15 protein-coding genes are annotated in these 14182 nt (G+C 61.8%); 3 read left to right on the top strand and 12 right to left on the bottom strand.

The window, feature by feature from the left end:
• Window positions 1-30: 30 nt before the first annotated feature.
• From RCO31_RS15715 to RCO31_RS15695, 5 genes are all read right to left on the bottom strand, one after another.
• Window positions 31-456 carry a hypothetical protein gene (locus tag RCO31_RS15715; RefSeq protein WP_308969352.1) on the bottom strand — a complete coding sequence of 142 codons (426 nt, stop codon included), beginning with the start codon at window positions 454-456 and terminating at the stop codon, window positions 31-33.
• Window positions 457-622: 166 nt separating this feature from the next.
• Window positions 623-1732, bottom strand: a complete 1110-nt coding sequence (locus tag RCO31_RS15710) for a sn-glycerol-3-phosphate ABC transporter ATP-binding protein UgpC (protein WP_308969351.1) — start codon at window positions 1730-1732, stop codon at window positions 623-625.
• A gap of 9 nt (window positions 1733-1741) precedes the next feature.
• Window positions 1742-2599 carry a carbohydrate ABC transporter permease gene (locus tag RCO31_RS15705; RefSeq protein ID WP_308969350.1) on the bottom strand — a complete coding sequence of 286 codons (858 nt, stop codon included), beginning with the start codon at window positions 2597-2599 and terminating at the stop codon, window positions 1742-1744.
• Window positions 2592-3521: a sugar ABC transporter permease gene (locus tag RCO31_RS15700; RefSeq protein ID WP_308969349.1), complete on the bottom strand. Its 930-nt coding sequence runs from the start codon at window positions 3519-3521 to the stop codon at window positions 2592-2594. Before RCO31_RS15700 ends, RCO31_RS15705 begins: the two co-directional genes overlap by 8 nt.
• Complete coding sequence (locus RCO31_RS15695; protein ID WP_374991491.1) at window positions 3518-4798, bottom strand: ABC transporter substrate-binding protein; 1281 nt, start codon at window positions 4796-4798, stop codon at window positions 3518-3520. The genes RCO31_RS15700 and RCO31_RS15695 overlap by 4 nt, the downstream gene beginning before the upstream one ends.
• A gap of 152 nt (window positions 4799-4950) precedes the next feature.
• On the opposite strand from RCO31_RS15695, the gene RCO31_RS15690 reads away from it, so the two are divergent.
• Both RCO31_RS15690 and RCO31_RS15685 read left to right on the top strand, forming a co-directional pair.
• Window positions 4951-5736 carry a hypothetical protein gene (locus RCO31_RS15690; RefSeq protein WP_308969348.1) on the top strand — a complete coding sequence of 262 codons (786 nt, stop codon included), beginning with the start codon at window positions 4951-4953 and terminating at the stop codon, window positions 5734-5736.
• Between the two features lie 245 nt (window positions 5737-5981).
• Window positions 5982-7238, top strand: coding sequence for an Hsp70 family protein (locus RCO31_RS15685; RefSeq protein WP_308969347.1), 1257 nt, complete (start codon window positions 5982-5984; stop codon window positions 7236-7238).
• Between the two features lie 63 nt (window positions 7239-7301).
• Here the strand turns inward: RCO31_RS15685 and RCO31_RS15680 are convergent, their stop codons facing one another.
• The 6 genes from RCO31_RS15680 to RCO31_RS15655 form a co-directional block, all read right to left on the bottom strand.
• Window positions 7302-7652, bottom strand: a complete 351-nt coding sequence (locus RCO31_RS15680) for a GrlR family regulatory protein (protein ID WP_308969346.1) — start codon at window positions 7650-7652, stop codon at window positions 7302-7304.
• A gap of 288 nt (window positions 7653-7940) precedes the next feature.
• Window positions 7941-8906, bottom strand: coding sequence for a tripartite tricarboxylate transporter substrate binding protein (locus tag RCO31_RS15675; RefSeq protein ID WP_308969345.1), 966 nt, complete (start codon window positions 8904-8906; stop codon window positions 7941-7943).
• A 110-nt stretch (window positions 8907-9016) separates the two neighbouring features.
• The gene (locus RCO31_RS15670) at window positions 9017-9430 is read right to left on the bottom strand and encodes a nuclear transport factor 2 family protein (protein ID WP_308969344.1); all 414 of its coding nucleotides are present in this window, start codon (window positions 9428-9430) and stop codon (window positions 9017-9019) included.
• A gap of 14 nt (window positions 9431-9444) precedes the next feature.
• Entirely contained in the window at window positions 9445-10554 is a 1110-nt protein-coding gene (locus RCO31_RS15665) for a hypothetical protein (protein WP_308969343.1), read from the bottom strand.
• Complete coding sequence (locus tag RCO31_RS15660; protein WP_308969342.1) at window positions 10547-11575, bottom strand: ornithine cyclodeaminase family protein; 1029 nt, start codon at window positions 11573-11575, stop codon at window positions 10547-10549. Before RCO31_RS15660 ends, RCO31_RS15665 begins: the two co-directional genes overlap by 8 nt.
• Window positions 11572-12423: a fumarylacetoacetate hydrolase family protein gene (locus RCO31_RS15655; protein WP_308969341.1), complete on the bottom strand. Its 852-nt coding sequence runs from the start codon at window positions 12421-12423 to the stop codon at window positions 11572-11574. Before RCO31_RS15655 ends, RCO31_RS15660 begins: the two co-directional genes overlap by 4 nt.
• A gap of 133 nt (window positions 12424-12556) precedes the next feature.
• On the opposite strand from RCO31_RS15655, the gene RCO31_RS15650 reads away from it, so the two are divergent.
• Complete coding sequence (locus RCO31_RS15650) at window positions 12557-13483, top strand: LysR substrate-binding domain-containing protein (RefSeq protein WP_308969340.1); 927 nt, start codon at window positions 12557-12559, stop codon at window positions 13481-13483.
• Between the two features lie 75 nt (window positions 13484-13558).
• On the opposite strand, the gene RCO31_RS15645 is transcribed toward RCO31_RS15650, so the two are convergent.
• Window positions 13559-14182, bottom strand: coding sequence for a thioredoxin family protein (locus tag RCO31_RS15645; RefSeq protein ID WP_308969339.1), 624 nt, complete (start codon window positions 14180-14182; stop codon window positions 13559-13561).

Genomic DNA, 14182 nt, shown 5'->3' with positions numbered 1-14182 from the left:
CCACCGATACGCCAGACCGAACCGCTGCCGTCAGCCGGAACGGCAGCGGCGAAACACCTCGGGCTTTTCGGAAATCCAGGGAAAGCCCAGGAGCGCCACGTCAATCCTGTCCGGCGCCAGTCGACGCATGACGACCGTGCCGGTGCTCGTTGGACTCCCGCCCTTGTAGCATTGGCCGACAAAGCGGGTGCCCCCCGGCGCGCGAACGGCGCGATCAAGATCGCAGCCGACCTCATAGACATCGAAGCCGGTCGTCGTGACGGTCATCACGTCGACCTCACCATTGGCCTGTTCGCAACGAACCGGATCGTTCGACCATTTGCCAATATACTCGCTCGGAACCTGCCCGGCGGCCGCCCCTACGGTCGCAAGAAAGATCGTCGCGGCGATCGACAGGCGCGGCCGCAACGCCGCGACGCGAAACAAGACATGCTGCCCGGATATTTGCCGTCTCACCGTTCGTGCCCGTTTGGTCCTGTTGTTCGGTCGATTAGACTTGATACGCGAACGCGGCTTCGACTGATTCAACGGATGATCGCATGTAAGAAGTGATTGAGAATATGATGATGACGATCTCCTGCGAGTCAAGATCGCCATCACATCTCGAAGGCGAGCGGAGTTCTCAAGATACGATGCGATCACCCGTCGCCGGATCGAACAGGTTGATCTTGCGGGTATCGATCGCAAAGCGGGCCATTTCGTTGACACGGGGGCGAAGGTCGGCCGACACCCGGCCGAGTGCACGCTCGCTGCCAAGACGGAGCACGACAATCGTCTCCGCCCCGGTTGGCTCGGTCATTTCCACAGAAGCTGCTATGGTCAGCACAGCGTCCGGTGCATGGCCGAAATGTCGGGTTGGCTCTGTGATGCATTCAGGCCGAATCCCCAGCACGACCTCGCGGCCAATCCAGCCTTTCACCTCTACCGGTACGGGCAACCGTATCTCCCCCTCACCGTGTCCGATGACGGCCACACTCCCGCTTGGCGACGCCTCCAATCGGGCGGGAAGCGTATTCATTGGCGGCGCTCCCATGAAGCGGGCGACGAAGAGATTGGCCGGGCGGTTATAGACGGTCTCCGGGTCGGCGAACTGCTGGACTACGCCCTCCCGCATCACGGCGATGCGCGTGGCCAGCGTCATCGCCTCGATCTGGTCGTGAGTGACATACACGATCGTTGAGCCAAGACGCTGGTGCAGCTGTTTGATCTCCATGCGCATCTCGGCACGGAGCTGGGCATCGAGGTTCGAAAGTGGCTCATCGAAAAGAAAGAGCAGCGGGTTGCGCACCAGGGCCCGACCCATGGCGACACGTTGGCGCTGGCCACCGGAAAGCTGGGCGGGCTTGCGATCCAGCAAGGCCTCGATCTGAAGAAGTCTTACGACCTCGGAGACCGCGGCTTCGCGCTGCGCACGCGGAACATTACGGCATTCCATGCCGAACGTTATGTTCTGGCGCACGGTCATCGACGGGTAAAGTGCGTAGGACTGAAACACCATCGCAATGTCGCGATCTTTTGGCGCAATGTCATCAACAGTGCGCCCGCCGATTTCGACGCTGCCCGAGCTTTGCCGCTCCAGACCGGCAATGATATTGAGCAATGTCGACTTTCCGCAACCGGATGGACCGACCAGGACGGTGAAATCGCCCGAGCCCATCTCGAGGCTTACTCCCTTCAGCACTTCGCTGGGGCCGAACCGCTTGTGCACGTCGCGGATGCTGAGAGCTGACATGCGCCTTCCCTACTTTACCGCACCGGCCGTCAGGCCGCGTACGAAGTACCGCCCACCCAGGACGTAGATCAGCAGCGTCGGCAGCGCCGCGATCATCACTGCTGCGCTTTGTACGCCGTGCTGAGGAATGTCCGCGATTGCGGCGGAGAGCGCGATCAGCGCCGCTGTGACCGGTTGCTGCTGACCGGTCGTGAATGTCACGCCATAAAGGAACTCGTTCCAGATGTGCGTAAACTGCCAGATCACGGTGACGATCAGGATGGGAGGCGAGAGCGGCAGCACAATGCGCCAGAAAATACGGAAGAAGCCCGCGCCGTCGATGCGCGCGGCCCTCATCAGTTCCGGCGGAATGGCGACGTAGTAGTTTCGGCAGAACAACGTGGTGAAGGAAAGCCCCTGGATGGTATGGATCACGACCAGGCCGGTGAGCGTGTTGATAAGACCAACGTCACGCAGCACGATGGTCCATGGCAGCAGGCGCATCTGCTGTGGGAGGAAGATGCCCAGGGTAACGATGCCGTAGATCCACTGATCGCCGCGAAAACGCCAGAGCGAAACGGCGTAGCCGGCAACTGCACCAAGCATGGTGGAAATGATCGTCGCAGGAATGGTGACGATCGCAGAGTTCAGCATATAGGGCCGGATGCCGGCGCAGGTCTGAGCGACACAGAATTCGGCCCATGCGGTGACGTAGTTGCTCCAGGCCCACTGCTTCGGCCAGCCGATCATCGAGGTCTGCGCGATCTCCTCCGCGGTGCGGAGCGAGTTCAGCACGACGACGACAAACGGCACCAGCCAGGCGGTCGCTATCAGCCAAACGACCAGATAGATCAGCATGCGGCTCGGCGCAAAGATTCGGTCACGCATGGGCGGCCTGCCGTCGCTGGAGATATCGCCACCCTGCATAGGGCAGCAGCACCGCGAGAAGGATCAGCAGCATGAGAACCGCCGCCGCCGCTCCGCGCGCGAGCAGCCCGCGCTGGAACATGAGGTCGTACACAACAAGCGCCGGCAGTTGGGTCGCAAGTCCGGGCCCCCCGCCGGTAAGAGCACGGACGAGGTCGAAGGTCGTGATGGCGAACTGCAACTGGATCACGACAACCGTTACGGTGATCGGCCAAAGCGTGGGAAGGATAACGCGCCTGTACATCCGGATCGGCCCGGCACCATCGATCTGCGCAGCCTTGATGAGATCGGCGTCGACCGAGCGAAGACCGGCGAGAAAAAGAGCCATGGCGAAGCCCGAGGATTGCCAGACGGCAGCAATCACAATGGTCCAGATTGCCATGTCACGATCGATCAGCCAGTCGAACCGGAAGGATGTCCAGCCAATGTCGTTGACAAGCTTCTGGATACCGAGGCCTGGATTGAGCAGCCAGCTCCAGACCGTGCCGGTTACGACGAAGGAGAGAGCAATGGGATAGAGGAAGATCGACCGCAGCACATTCTCGCCACGGATGCGCTGGTCGAGCAGCACCGCGAGCAGCAGACCGGTCAGCAAACTGAGCAGGACGAAGCCGCAACCAAAGAGCAGGAGATTATCGAAGGCAATCTGCCAGTTCCGCGTCGCCATCACCGCGGTGTAGTTGCGCAGGCCCACCCAACCTGAGACCGGAACGAGAGTGGAAGGCGTGAACGAAATCCAGACCGTCCACAGCGCAAACGAAACGAGGTGCCCGGCTGACAGCAGCAACGGCACCCAGATCGCCAGATGTTCCGGCAGGCGGCGCAGTATCCCGAACGTCACCGGCCGTCCCGTTCGCGTTTCTGCAGCAACGGTGTGGGTCAACGCGCTCCCTCGACGGCGTCGCTGAGGCGCACCACCGCTTGATCCGGCGTGATGGCCTTGTTCTTCACATACTCGGTGATCACGTCAATCATCGCCGCGGTCATCCCGTTTTCCTGCGCCATGTTGTGCGCGACGCTGAGGACGGCTTGATTGTTGGCAACAGCCTCTTTGAGCGCGGCGGCGGTCTGCCGTTGGCCGTCGGACCAGCCCGCGCCGGAGAGGTCTACGTCGCTACGCACGGGTATCGACCCGGTGATCTGCGAATACATGGTCTGGATCGCCGGATCCATGACGAGTTGTGCCATCAGCGTCTGACCGGCCTGCAGATCCGGCTCTTTACGTTGCCAGAAGATGAATGCGTCAGCGTTCAACAGAAAGACCGGCTTGGTGTTGTCGGTGGGCCCCGGCGCGATGATGAAGTCGTCGAGCTTGAAGCCGGCGTTGAGCAGGACGCCCTGCGCCCAGCCACCCTGGATCATCATGCCCATGTCACCGGCGACGAAGCGCTGCAGGTTTGTCGAATAGTGCTGGGCGGCCGTGTTGGGATCCATCCAGTCGGCGATCTTGCGCACCTGCGCGAAGGCAGCCTTTACCTCGGGGCCCTTCAGGGCGCTCTCGTCAAGAGTCATGATGGCGGCCCGGTATGCGACCGGACTGATGCCGGCGAGAGCAGCTTCGAATTTCTGCCCGTCATCCGGCCGGGTGCCGCCATTGGCGATCGGATGTGCGACCCCACCCTCCTTCATCTTTTGGGCTAAGGTGTTGAAGTCGGCCCATGTGACAGGGATCTTGTCGGCCTTCGCCTTGTCCATCGCGCGCTTCGAGAGAAACAGCATGTTGGTGCTGTAGATCTGCAATGGCAGAGAAATCCACTTGCCGGCGGGCTTGTGCAGTCGCGCAAGATCCGGGGCAACGACCTGTTCGTAACCAGCCGCGGCGACCAGGGCGTCGAGGTCGACGGTCGGAGCAATCTTCGACCACGCCGCAATCTCCGGACCTTTGAGTTGCGAACAGGCCGGCGGATCGCCAGCCATGATCTGCGCGCGCAGCTTGTTCATCATCTCAGTCGTGAATCCGGGAACCGGCGAGTGTTGCCAGGTGCCTCCCTTCTCTTCGAATTTCTTGCCGAGCGCCGTTATCGCAGCTCCATCGCTGCCCGCCGACCATTGCGAGATCACGGTCAGGCGCGGCTTGGCGGCTTGCGCGCGTGTGAGATGGGGAGCAACGAACAGGCCGGCGGCGCCGGCGAGCATGGAACGACGGCTGATATTGTTCATTGGTGCGTTTCCTTCGGTCCAGCGGTGTATGCAATTGACGAAGCCGATACGCCTCCCCATTCTCAGGCACTCGCGGCCGTATGACAAGCTTCCACGCGGCGCGGCGGCTTCTGGTCGGCAATCTGACGGCTGGCGCGGTGAAAGGATGACCGATGAACCTTCCGAGCGGCGCGTCACGTTTCGTTTTTATCCTCGCTCATCCGGCCGCCCACGTCGTCGCGCCACGCTTCTACACGCCGTTCTTCCAGGAAGCGGGGCTCGATTGGCACATGGTGCCGCTGGACGTCGCGCCGGAGAATCTGGCCGACACCATCCGCGCGCTTGCGAAGTCAAACAGCGTCGCGGGTTTCAACCTGACCATGCCGCACAAGCCGGCGGCTTTCGCACTTTGCGATGCTGTCGGCCGGGGGGCCGAATTCGAAGGCGTGGTCAACACGATCCGGATTGAATCGAGCAGGCGCCTGGTCGGCGACTCCTTCGACGGCGGCGGCTTTCTCAATGCTGCGCGGGCGGAAGGTATCTTTGATCCAAAACGCCGCTGTGTGGTCATCGGCGCAGGCGCGGCCGGGCGAGCGATCTGCCACGCGCTTGCCGCCGCCGGCACGCGTCGCATCGGCATCTTCGACATCAAGCCGATCGACGAGTTGACGTCGAGACTGAAAACCCATTTTCCGGAGTTGGAGATCGACAACGACCAGCGGTTCGACGATGTTGGTTTGCTCGTCAACGCAACCTCGCTCGGGCTTCACCCGACCGATGCACTGCCGATGGATCCAGCGATGCTCGCGGGCGACTGCGCCGTGTTCGACATCATCGCCGCGCGCCGAACCGAACTAATGCAGGCCGCCACAGCGCGTGGGCTGAAGGTGGTCGACGGCACCGCCATGATCAAACACCAGCTTCCACTGCAGACAGCCTTCTGGCGAGGCGAGCCATGACCCGCGGCCGCCGCAGGCTATTTCGACGACAGCCTGCGCAATTTGAGACGCGCTGACGCAAACTTTTCCTTTGACGCATCAAATGGCTTGAACACGGCCTCGCCGGCGGCCCGCCACGTCCGGCCTGTCATCTTCTCTCAATTTGCTGGATGCACCACCGTCTGAGGAAAAATTGCAGACTTGTCAAGGGACCAAGTCTGTCGATAGTCGCGGCTCCTTCAATACGATGACCCGGAGCAGATCGCATGACACTTGCGTGCGGGATCGATTTTGGCACGTCGAACTCCTCCATTGCCGCCTGTAACGCGGAGGGCCCTCGCCTGTTGCCTATCCAAGGCGGCGCAACGTCTGTGCCGACGGCCTTGTTCGTCAGCTTCGACGACAATTCGATGACGTTCGGCCACGAAGCGCTCGAACGCTATTTCGCGCGCGATCCAGGTCGCTATCTGCGCGCCATCAAGAGCGTGCTCGGCACTCATCTTTTTGAGCAGACAACGCAGGTTAGGCTGAAGCGCTATGCGTTCGGCGATATCATCGCTGCGTTCCTCCGCTTCCTGCGTACAGCGGCCAGCGAAGATCTTGGCACGCCACCGACGAGCGTGGTGCTTGGCCGTCCGGCATTCTTTGTGGATGACGACCCCGACGCCGATGCTGCCGCGCAGCGGCAGCTCGAGACGGCTGCGCGGACCGCCGGCTTCGAACGGATCGCCTTCCAGTTCGAGCCGATTGCAGCCGCCCTCGACTATGAGCAGAGCGTCAATGGCGAGGAGATCGCGCTTGTCGCGGACATCGGTGGTGGCACCTCGGACTTCTCCGTGGTGCGGGTTTCTCCCGAGCGTGCCCGGTCAAGCGACAGACGTCAGGATATCCTTGGATTCACCGGCGTGCACATCGGCGGCACGGATTTCGACAAGCAACTGGGACTGGCGACTGTGATGCCCGCCCTGGGCCTTCGCAGTCGTCTTCGTCGCAAGGGACTGGATGCGCCATCGTGGTATTTTGTCGACCTCGCGACCTGGCACAAGATCGGCTTTCTCTACGATCCGAAAATACTGGCCGAAGTGCGAGGCGTCGTGCGGGATTCCGCGGAGCCCGAAAAGGTCGGACGGCTGCTGCGCGTGCTCGAACAGTGCAAAGGCCACGAGTTGCTGGCGGCCATCGAAGCTGCGAAGATTGAATTGTCCAGCGCTGAGCGGGCCACGCTCGATCTTGACGACGTCGCCGATATCAATCTGGAGATCAACCGGGCAAAACTCGAGGCAGCCGTCGCCGACAACCTCCAGCGCATCCGGTCCCGGATCGATAACGTGTTGCAGATGGCTGGTCTAATGCCGGACAAGGTGGCGGCCGTGTTCCTCACCGGCGGGGCCACCCGCATGCCTTCCGTGCGGAAAGCCATCGCCGCCGCCGTGCCCAATGCCCGCCTCGTCGCAGGCGATGCGTTTGGAAGCGTTGCCACGGGCCTCGCGCTCGATGCAACCAGACGATTTGGAGAGCGATAACGAAGCAGCGAGCTCGCCACTTGATCCTGTTGGTGCTCGTGTCGACGCACAATTTCGCTCGCTTCAGGTTTCAAACTCAAGACGCAACTGAGCTTTGAACTGAACGCTTGCTCTCCCGACGAGAGCGGTGCCTTGCACGTTGGCGGAGCCGTCGTCTGCGTACACGCCGGTAAATCCGCAACCGACGTCGCGGCCGCCGAACAAAAGGCTCAAGCCCGCTGCTTCGGTATGTTGATGCGTGACCAACTCTCCACGCCAACTGCGCTTCTGTGGAACGACGACGTAGGTGCCAGTGTAGTAGAAATAGTTGTCTCCGCCGATCAGCGATCCTTGGCGCAGCACGATTATGCCGGAGGCCGTGCCCTTACCGCCGTCGTACATCTGAATACGTATGGAATAGAGACCGTCCCTCATTGGTGTTGTTCTTCAAATGTACTAGCCGGCGCTGCGCGGCAAAATTGTATTTGGTGGACTGCATCGGCCTGCTGAACCTGCGTGATATTGATCACAGCAAGCGAGGCCCTCGAAGCTTAGGAGCTTCTCGGCGAGGTCTCAATGTCCAGATTGTCGGCCGGGCCGCGATTGTCTGCTCGCCCGTCTCTGTTTCAATAAGACGTCGAACAGCTCAGCTCGCAGAAGGCGTGGTCCCGCAGGATCGGCCAGCCATTTCACTCAGCAGAACGATTGCCAGCACCGGTAAAATTACTGCGGCACGACTCCCGCGGCCTTTACGGCATTCGACCAGAAGGCTTGCTCCTTTTTCAAGAAAGCGGTCAGCTCTTCTCCGGTCATCTTCTCGGGAAAAATGCTCAGCCCAAGCATGCGGCTCGAAACCTCTGGCGCGTCCAGCGCCTCGTTGACCGCCGCGCGAACCTTCTCGAGAATTTCGGGTGAGGTGCCTTTCGGCGCGAAGATCGCAAACCAGCCGGTCGCTTCGAGGCCTTTGATGGTCTCGTTGACGGTCGGGAGGGTCTTGTTGTTTGCCATTCGCTCCGTCGAGAAGCTGGCCAGCAGACGGACGTCGCCGCTGCGCAGCATGCCTTCGAAAGAAGGATAGCCGTCGACCATGCCGACCACGTCGCCGCCAAGGATCGCAGCAATGCCCGCGGGCGCCGTGGAGAACGGCACGAGATTGAGTTTTGCCTCTGTGCGGGCGTTGGCGAGCTCCGCCAACAGGTGGGCGAGGGAGTTGACCGGCGGCGTGGCAACTGCGGTTTTCCCGCCACTTTGTCGCGACAGGCTCAAAAGGTCTTCCAGACTCCGAAACGCGCTTTCCTTCTTGACCGCCACCACGATCGGCGTCGTGCCGACGAACGCAGTGGGAACGAAGTCGCGGTCGACGTCGAAGGACAGATCCTTGAACAGGTGCGGCGTCAAGGAGTACGCGGACGCCGCGATCAAGCCGAACGTGTATCCGTCGGGAGCGCTGCGCTTCAGGTCCGTCCAGCCGGTGATACCGCCCGCGCCGACCTTGTTCTCGACGACGAACCGCAGGTTGCCAATTTTGCCTAGCCGGTCCGAGATGACGCGTGCTGCGACGTCCGGAGAGCCTCCGGCCGCTCCCATGACAATCAGCTTCACTGGCTTGTCTGGCCAGTTCTGGGCCTCAGCGGCGGCGCCCGATAGCGCGATCGCCAGCAATCCGATCGCTGCACCAACCTTGAACATGTTTCCCTCCCCTCCGAAAGACCGAAACAGTCGCGACACGCTCTCTCACGCGATCGCCTGGAGCTGGCGCGCTGCCGCCGCACTTCCGATTTTACCGTGTTCAGGGAACGTCAGGCCGGGACCGCAAAGATCAGCGCCGGCTGCGCTTCCTTTCGACTGATCCGCCATGCGTCGCCGACCCGCCTCAGCCAATCTATGCCGCACAGGATCTGCGCGTGCCGCGGTGGGCTCGTTCCGCTCTGCGTATAGACCGAGACGTCGTAATGAACGTGCGCTGTGTCCTGTGTCAGGATGTCGACCCAGACATTCGACATCAGATGCCGGGTGGCGAGATCCGCCGGGCGTTGCGCCAGCGCCGCGACAATTGCGGCGCCGCCGCGGAACTCCACTCCCTGCCTGATCCACGCTCCGTCGGATGCAAACAGAGCCGCGATCTCATCGTATTGCCGGCGGTCGAGGCAGCGAAAAAAACGGTTCGCCACGTCAGTACACGCCTGGCGGATATCGGTGTCGGATGAGGACATCTTCCCGCTCCGCGCTACTGGCCTGCCACGCGCGGCCCCACATATCCCACCTGGCCGGCGTCGGAGCCGAGCGTCAGGATCGGACCGTCCATCCGTTCCTGCCAGATCAGCGACTCCATCCCGATCTGCAACGGATGGTCCTGGACCGTGAAAGCACCCGCTCCCTCAGGACCGAAATAGTGCGCGTGCTCCATCCATCCGGGCGCCGAGAGCAGCAGATCGCCGGCCTGCCACTCGATGATGTGATCGCCGACAATGCTCTTGCCGCTGCCTTTGTAGTGATAGTTGATCGCGACCGAGGAATGCCGATGGCCGGGTCCGATCGGTCGCGGCTGCATGCCCGGCGGCGTGGACGAAATGGTAGTGAAAAAGCTGTGCGTCGTTCCGTTCCGGCGCTCGGTCGCGGGATTGTAGAAGAGCATGATGCCGCGCTTGTTGTCGCCGGGCCGGGTTGCGAGATAGGGCGATACCAGCTCGAACGGCCAGACGTACGCCTTGTTCTCCACCACCTCGATGTCGGTCAGGAATTCGTATCCGCGCAACCGCGCACCTGATTCCAAAATGGGAACGTCAGGCGCCGTGTCCCGGACATAGCGTTGCGACTGTTCGACGTTCGCGCCCGCTCCCTTCTTCCGGTCGTGCTCGACCGGGTTCTCTTCGCTATAGTGAATGCCGAGCTTCGCCAGCAACGGCGCATTGGAATAGGTCAGTCGAACCCAGACATCGTCGCCGTCGTTGGTGTGGAAGTATGCTCGCATGGAAGGGATATTGCAGACGTCCCATTGCTCGAGTCGGAGCTTCTGCTCGCCGACGGTCACGCGACCCGCTCCGCGAATGCAGATTTCGACCTGGTTTGAATTTCTGCGGATCGGGCGCGTGCTTTCCCCCGGGTTGAGGACGTTGATGGTCACGTCGATGCCCGGCGCAAGTCCAAGCCCCGGCGCCTTCGAGCAGGGATGTACGATGAGGCTCGACCGACGGCCATCCTCGGGCCGCGGCGCGTCGGACAGACGCTGAATCTCGCGCTCGATGACTTCTTTCGCGACCTTCAAAGGGTGCCAGAAAGCTGGTCCTTCCGGCTTGTGTCCGCTTACGTCCAGAAGTTCAGCGTCGCGTTCAGACATGTTGTGCTCCTCCCGTCGCGTCTTGTGCAGTCTCGAGCACGCGCCAGCGAACGCTCGATCTCTTGTGATCCGGCATCGGCATACCGATCCCGCGCTGGTGCGCGCGCTCGATGGCGAGCTGCGCCACCGCGAGGTCGGAAATGCCCATGCCCATGGCCTTGAAAAGCGTGACGCCTCCGCGCCGTGACGATCCTGACGCGAGCACTTCGCTCAGCGGCACAATGCCGTCAGCCCTCTGCGGATCCGCGTCCAGCCAGCCTCTGAACTCGCTGGAATTCTCCTGGACGCCCGCGATGCTGTCGACGCAAATCAGCTCGGCTGCGTCGAAGACGTCCTGCGAGAACTCGGCATTCTTCGGCAGGATGGCGCCGACGGCATTGAGGTGAGCGCCGGGCGCGAGCATCTCGCCTGCGAGAAACGGCTCGCGCGCCCGTGTGACGAGCGTGACGATGTCCGCTCCGTCGACCGCAGCGCAAGCGCTGCCGCTTTCTTCGACGGCAAAGGGAAACGCCTCGCGGGCTTGATCGACGAAAGCGCGCCGCTTTTCCGGCGTCGGACTGAACACGCGCACGCGTTGCAGAGGGCGGACTGCGGCAACCGCAGCAAGCTGCATCATCGCCTGACGGCCAGTTCCGATCAGCGCCATCTCGGAAGCCATCGAAACTGCCAGTGCGCGTGTCGCCGCGCCCGATATGGCGGCGGTGCGCAGCTGCCCGAGCACTCCTGCTTCCAGGATCGCGACGACTCTGGCGCTCGCGAGATCAAAGACGACCATCATCGCAACCCCGGCCGTGCCGGTGTTCGCCCAGGTCTTGAAGCCGCCCAGACCGCGCCCCGGAAATGCCGAGCCCAGCGAATGCAGCGAGCCGCCTGCGCCGAACAGACCCAGCGATTTCGGGATATTGAGCGTCTCGCTGCGAGCCTCGAGCACGAGCGCCGCGTGCAAGGCGTCGATCGCCTCATTGAGATCGACCAACGCGGCGACGTCGGCCTCCGTGAGATAGATTGTCTTCTCCGTCATGCCGCCTCCGCGACTTCGTCCACGACGCGATTGCGCAACACGCCGATGCCGGAGACCTCCACTTCCAGGACGTCGCCCGGTTTCATCCACAGTTGAGGCCGTCGCGCGGAGCCCACACCTTTGGGAGTGCCCGTCGCGATGACATCACCCGCAAGAAGACGGGTAAACGAGCTGATGTAAGAGATCAGGAACGGCACCGGGAAGATAAGATCTGCCGTGCTCGCATGCTGGACCTCCATGCCGTTGAGGCGCGTCGCAAGGATCAGCTTCGACGGATCAGGGATCTCATCGGCCGTGACAAGGCACGGCCCGAACGCTCCGCTCTTCTCGAAATTCTTGCCGGCCGTGGCCTGCCGAGAGTGTCCCTGGAAATCTCTCAGCGAATTCTCTGCAAAGCAGCTGTAGCCAGCCACATATTCGAGCGCGCGTTCTGCAGCGACATGACGCGCCTCGCGCCCGATGATCACCGCGAGCTCCCCTTCGAAGTCGAATTGGCGAGAGGCCGCCGGTCGAACGATATCCTCTTCATGTGCGACTTGCGCATCGTTGAACCGCACGAACAGCGACGGCTTCGCCGGCAGCTCCGCGGCAGCCTCGGCCGCGTGATCCTTGTAGTTCAGGCCGACGCAAACGATCTTGGCAGGATCTGCGATCGGCTTTCGCCACGCCAGTCGCGTGGCTGATATGAGCATGCCGCTTGTCGCCCGGTCCCGGAGCTCGTCGAGCGCGTTCGCGGCGAGCGCGTCCCGCAAGCTTGGAAAGCGGTCGCTGCTGAGCTCAACGACCCCCTCCCCCACGAGCGCACCGAAACGCTCACTCCCATCGCGCCAGTATGTTGCCAGTTTCATCGCCAGCTAGTTCTTTTTTCAGGCGCCGATCGCGCCCCTCACTTCTGACCTTAGGTCCGCGTCCACTCTTGCACAATGGATGGCCAATGAATGATACTCTTTCCGGTTTGGAAAGAACTCAGCGAATACGGACATGAGAGAAAAGATCGGCTATCTGCTGGAAGACTTCCGGTCCGTTGAAATGTTTGCGTCTGTCGTCGAGACAAGCAGTCTGGCACGGACCGCGCATCGGCTGGGCGTGACGTCGTCAACCGTCAGCAAGAAGCTGACCGAGCTCGAGTCGAGGGCGAAGGCCCGCTTGCTGAACCGCACCACGCGGCGCGTGACGGTGACCGAAGCCGGCAAGGTACTGTACCAGCACTGCCTGACTTTGCTCGAGCAGATTGAGCGAGCCGAGCAGTCGGTCCGCGATCAGACGACACGGGAAACCGGCCGCATCCGCATTGCTGCGCCTGTTGTATTCGGCGAGCGCCACATCTCGCCGCTGCTGCCCGAGTTCGTGCGGACCCACCCGCGCGTCGAGTTGGAGCTCCTGCTATCAGCGCGAACAGTGAATTTCATCGAGGAAGGTTTCGATCTCTCGATCCGCATCATCCGAGGCAAGCATGCTGGCCGAAATGGACAGATCCTCGCTCCCAACCGGCGCACCTTCTGCGCGTCGCCGGGATATTTGAAGACGCATGGCGCGCCTGACCATCCGCGAGAGCTTGCGAACCATAGCTGCCTGATCGCGACCGTGATGCAGAAAACGGACCTTTGGCGCTATCAGGAGAAAGGGCGGATCGACGAGGTTCGCGTCTCCGGCCCACTGATTTCCGATAACATTTCGGTCCTGGTTGACTCCGCCGTCAAAGGACTCGGCATCGTCATGCTCGGCACGTTCGCGGCGGAGCGGGAGTTGAAGCGGGGTCGACTTGTCGAGATCCTGACGGGCTTCTCGGTGCAGGATTCCTACTTCGCGATGTACATCCCCAACCCGACACTGACGCCCCAGCGCGTGAAAACCTTCATGGAGTACCTGAAAGCAAAAGTCGGACAGCCACCTTTCTGGGATCGATAAACCGGGATACGTATTCCGGCCCGGTTTTTCGATCCGTCTTTACAGCGCTTGGGAAAGAGGCCGCGTGTTGAAGCCCTACGATGAGTATTTCACCACACAACCATAGGCGCGCGTCGCGGGATTGGTGACTGGTTTGCCGGCCTTCAATTCGGCAAGTGCTTCATCGACGTAGTTCTTCGCACCCGTGATGTCCGAAGGGCGCGACGTCGGCTTGTCGTCGATGGCGCCGGCATAGGCGAGCGTGCCGTCCGGCTTGATGACGTACATGTGTGGCGTGGAGGTCGCGCCAAAAGCCTTCGCAACCTGCTGCTTCGGATCGAGCAACACCGCGGTCGGCATCGCCTTGCGTTCAGTGGTCAGAGAATTGGCCCGCGCCCCGTCCGCAAAGCCCTGTTCGCCGGGCGGCGACGAGATGACGGACAGCCAGACGATGCCCTGATCGGTCCACTTCTTCTGCAGCGCCTGCATGTTGCCGCTGCCATAATGCTTGCGGACATACGGACAGCCATCGTTGGTCCACTCGAGCACGACCGTCTTGCCGCGGTAGTCGTTGAGATTGACCGTCTTGCCCTCGCTGTTCACCGCCGAGAATGCGGGAGCCGGCGTGCCGACCTTCACTTCCGCATGCGACAGGCCCGTGGCCAGAAGCAGAACGGCCGCGGAGGAAGCAAACATCGTTGCAAACGCGCGTCTATTCAT

The organism is Bradyrhizobium sp. LHD-71 (genome assembly GCF_031157255.1).
Taxonomy (GTDB): domain Bacteria; phylum Pseudomonadota; class Alphaproteobacteria; order Rhizobiales; family Xanthobacteraceae; genus P52-10.
The sequence above is the reverse complement of the archived record's forward strand: the minus strand, read 5'-3'. Positions and strand labels throughout refer to the sequence as shown.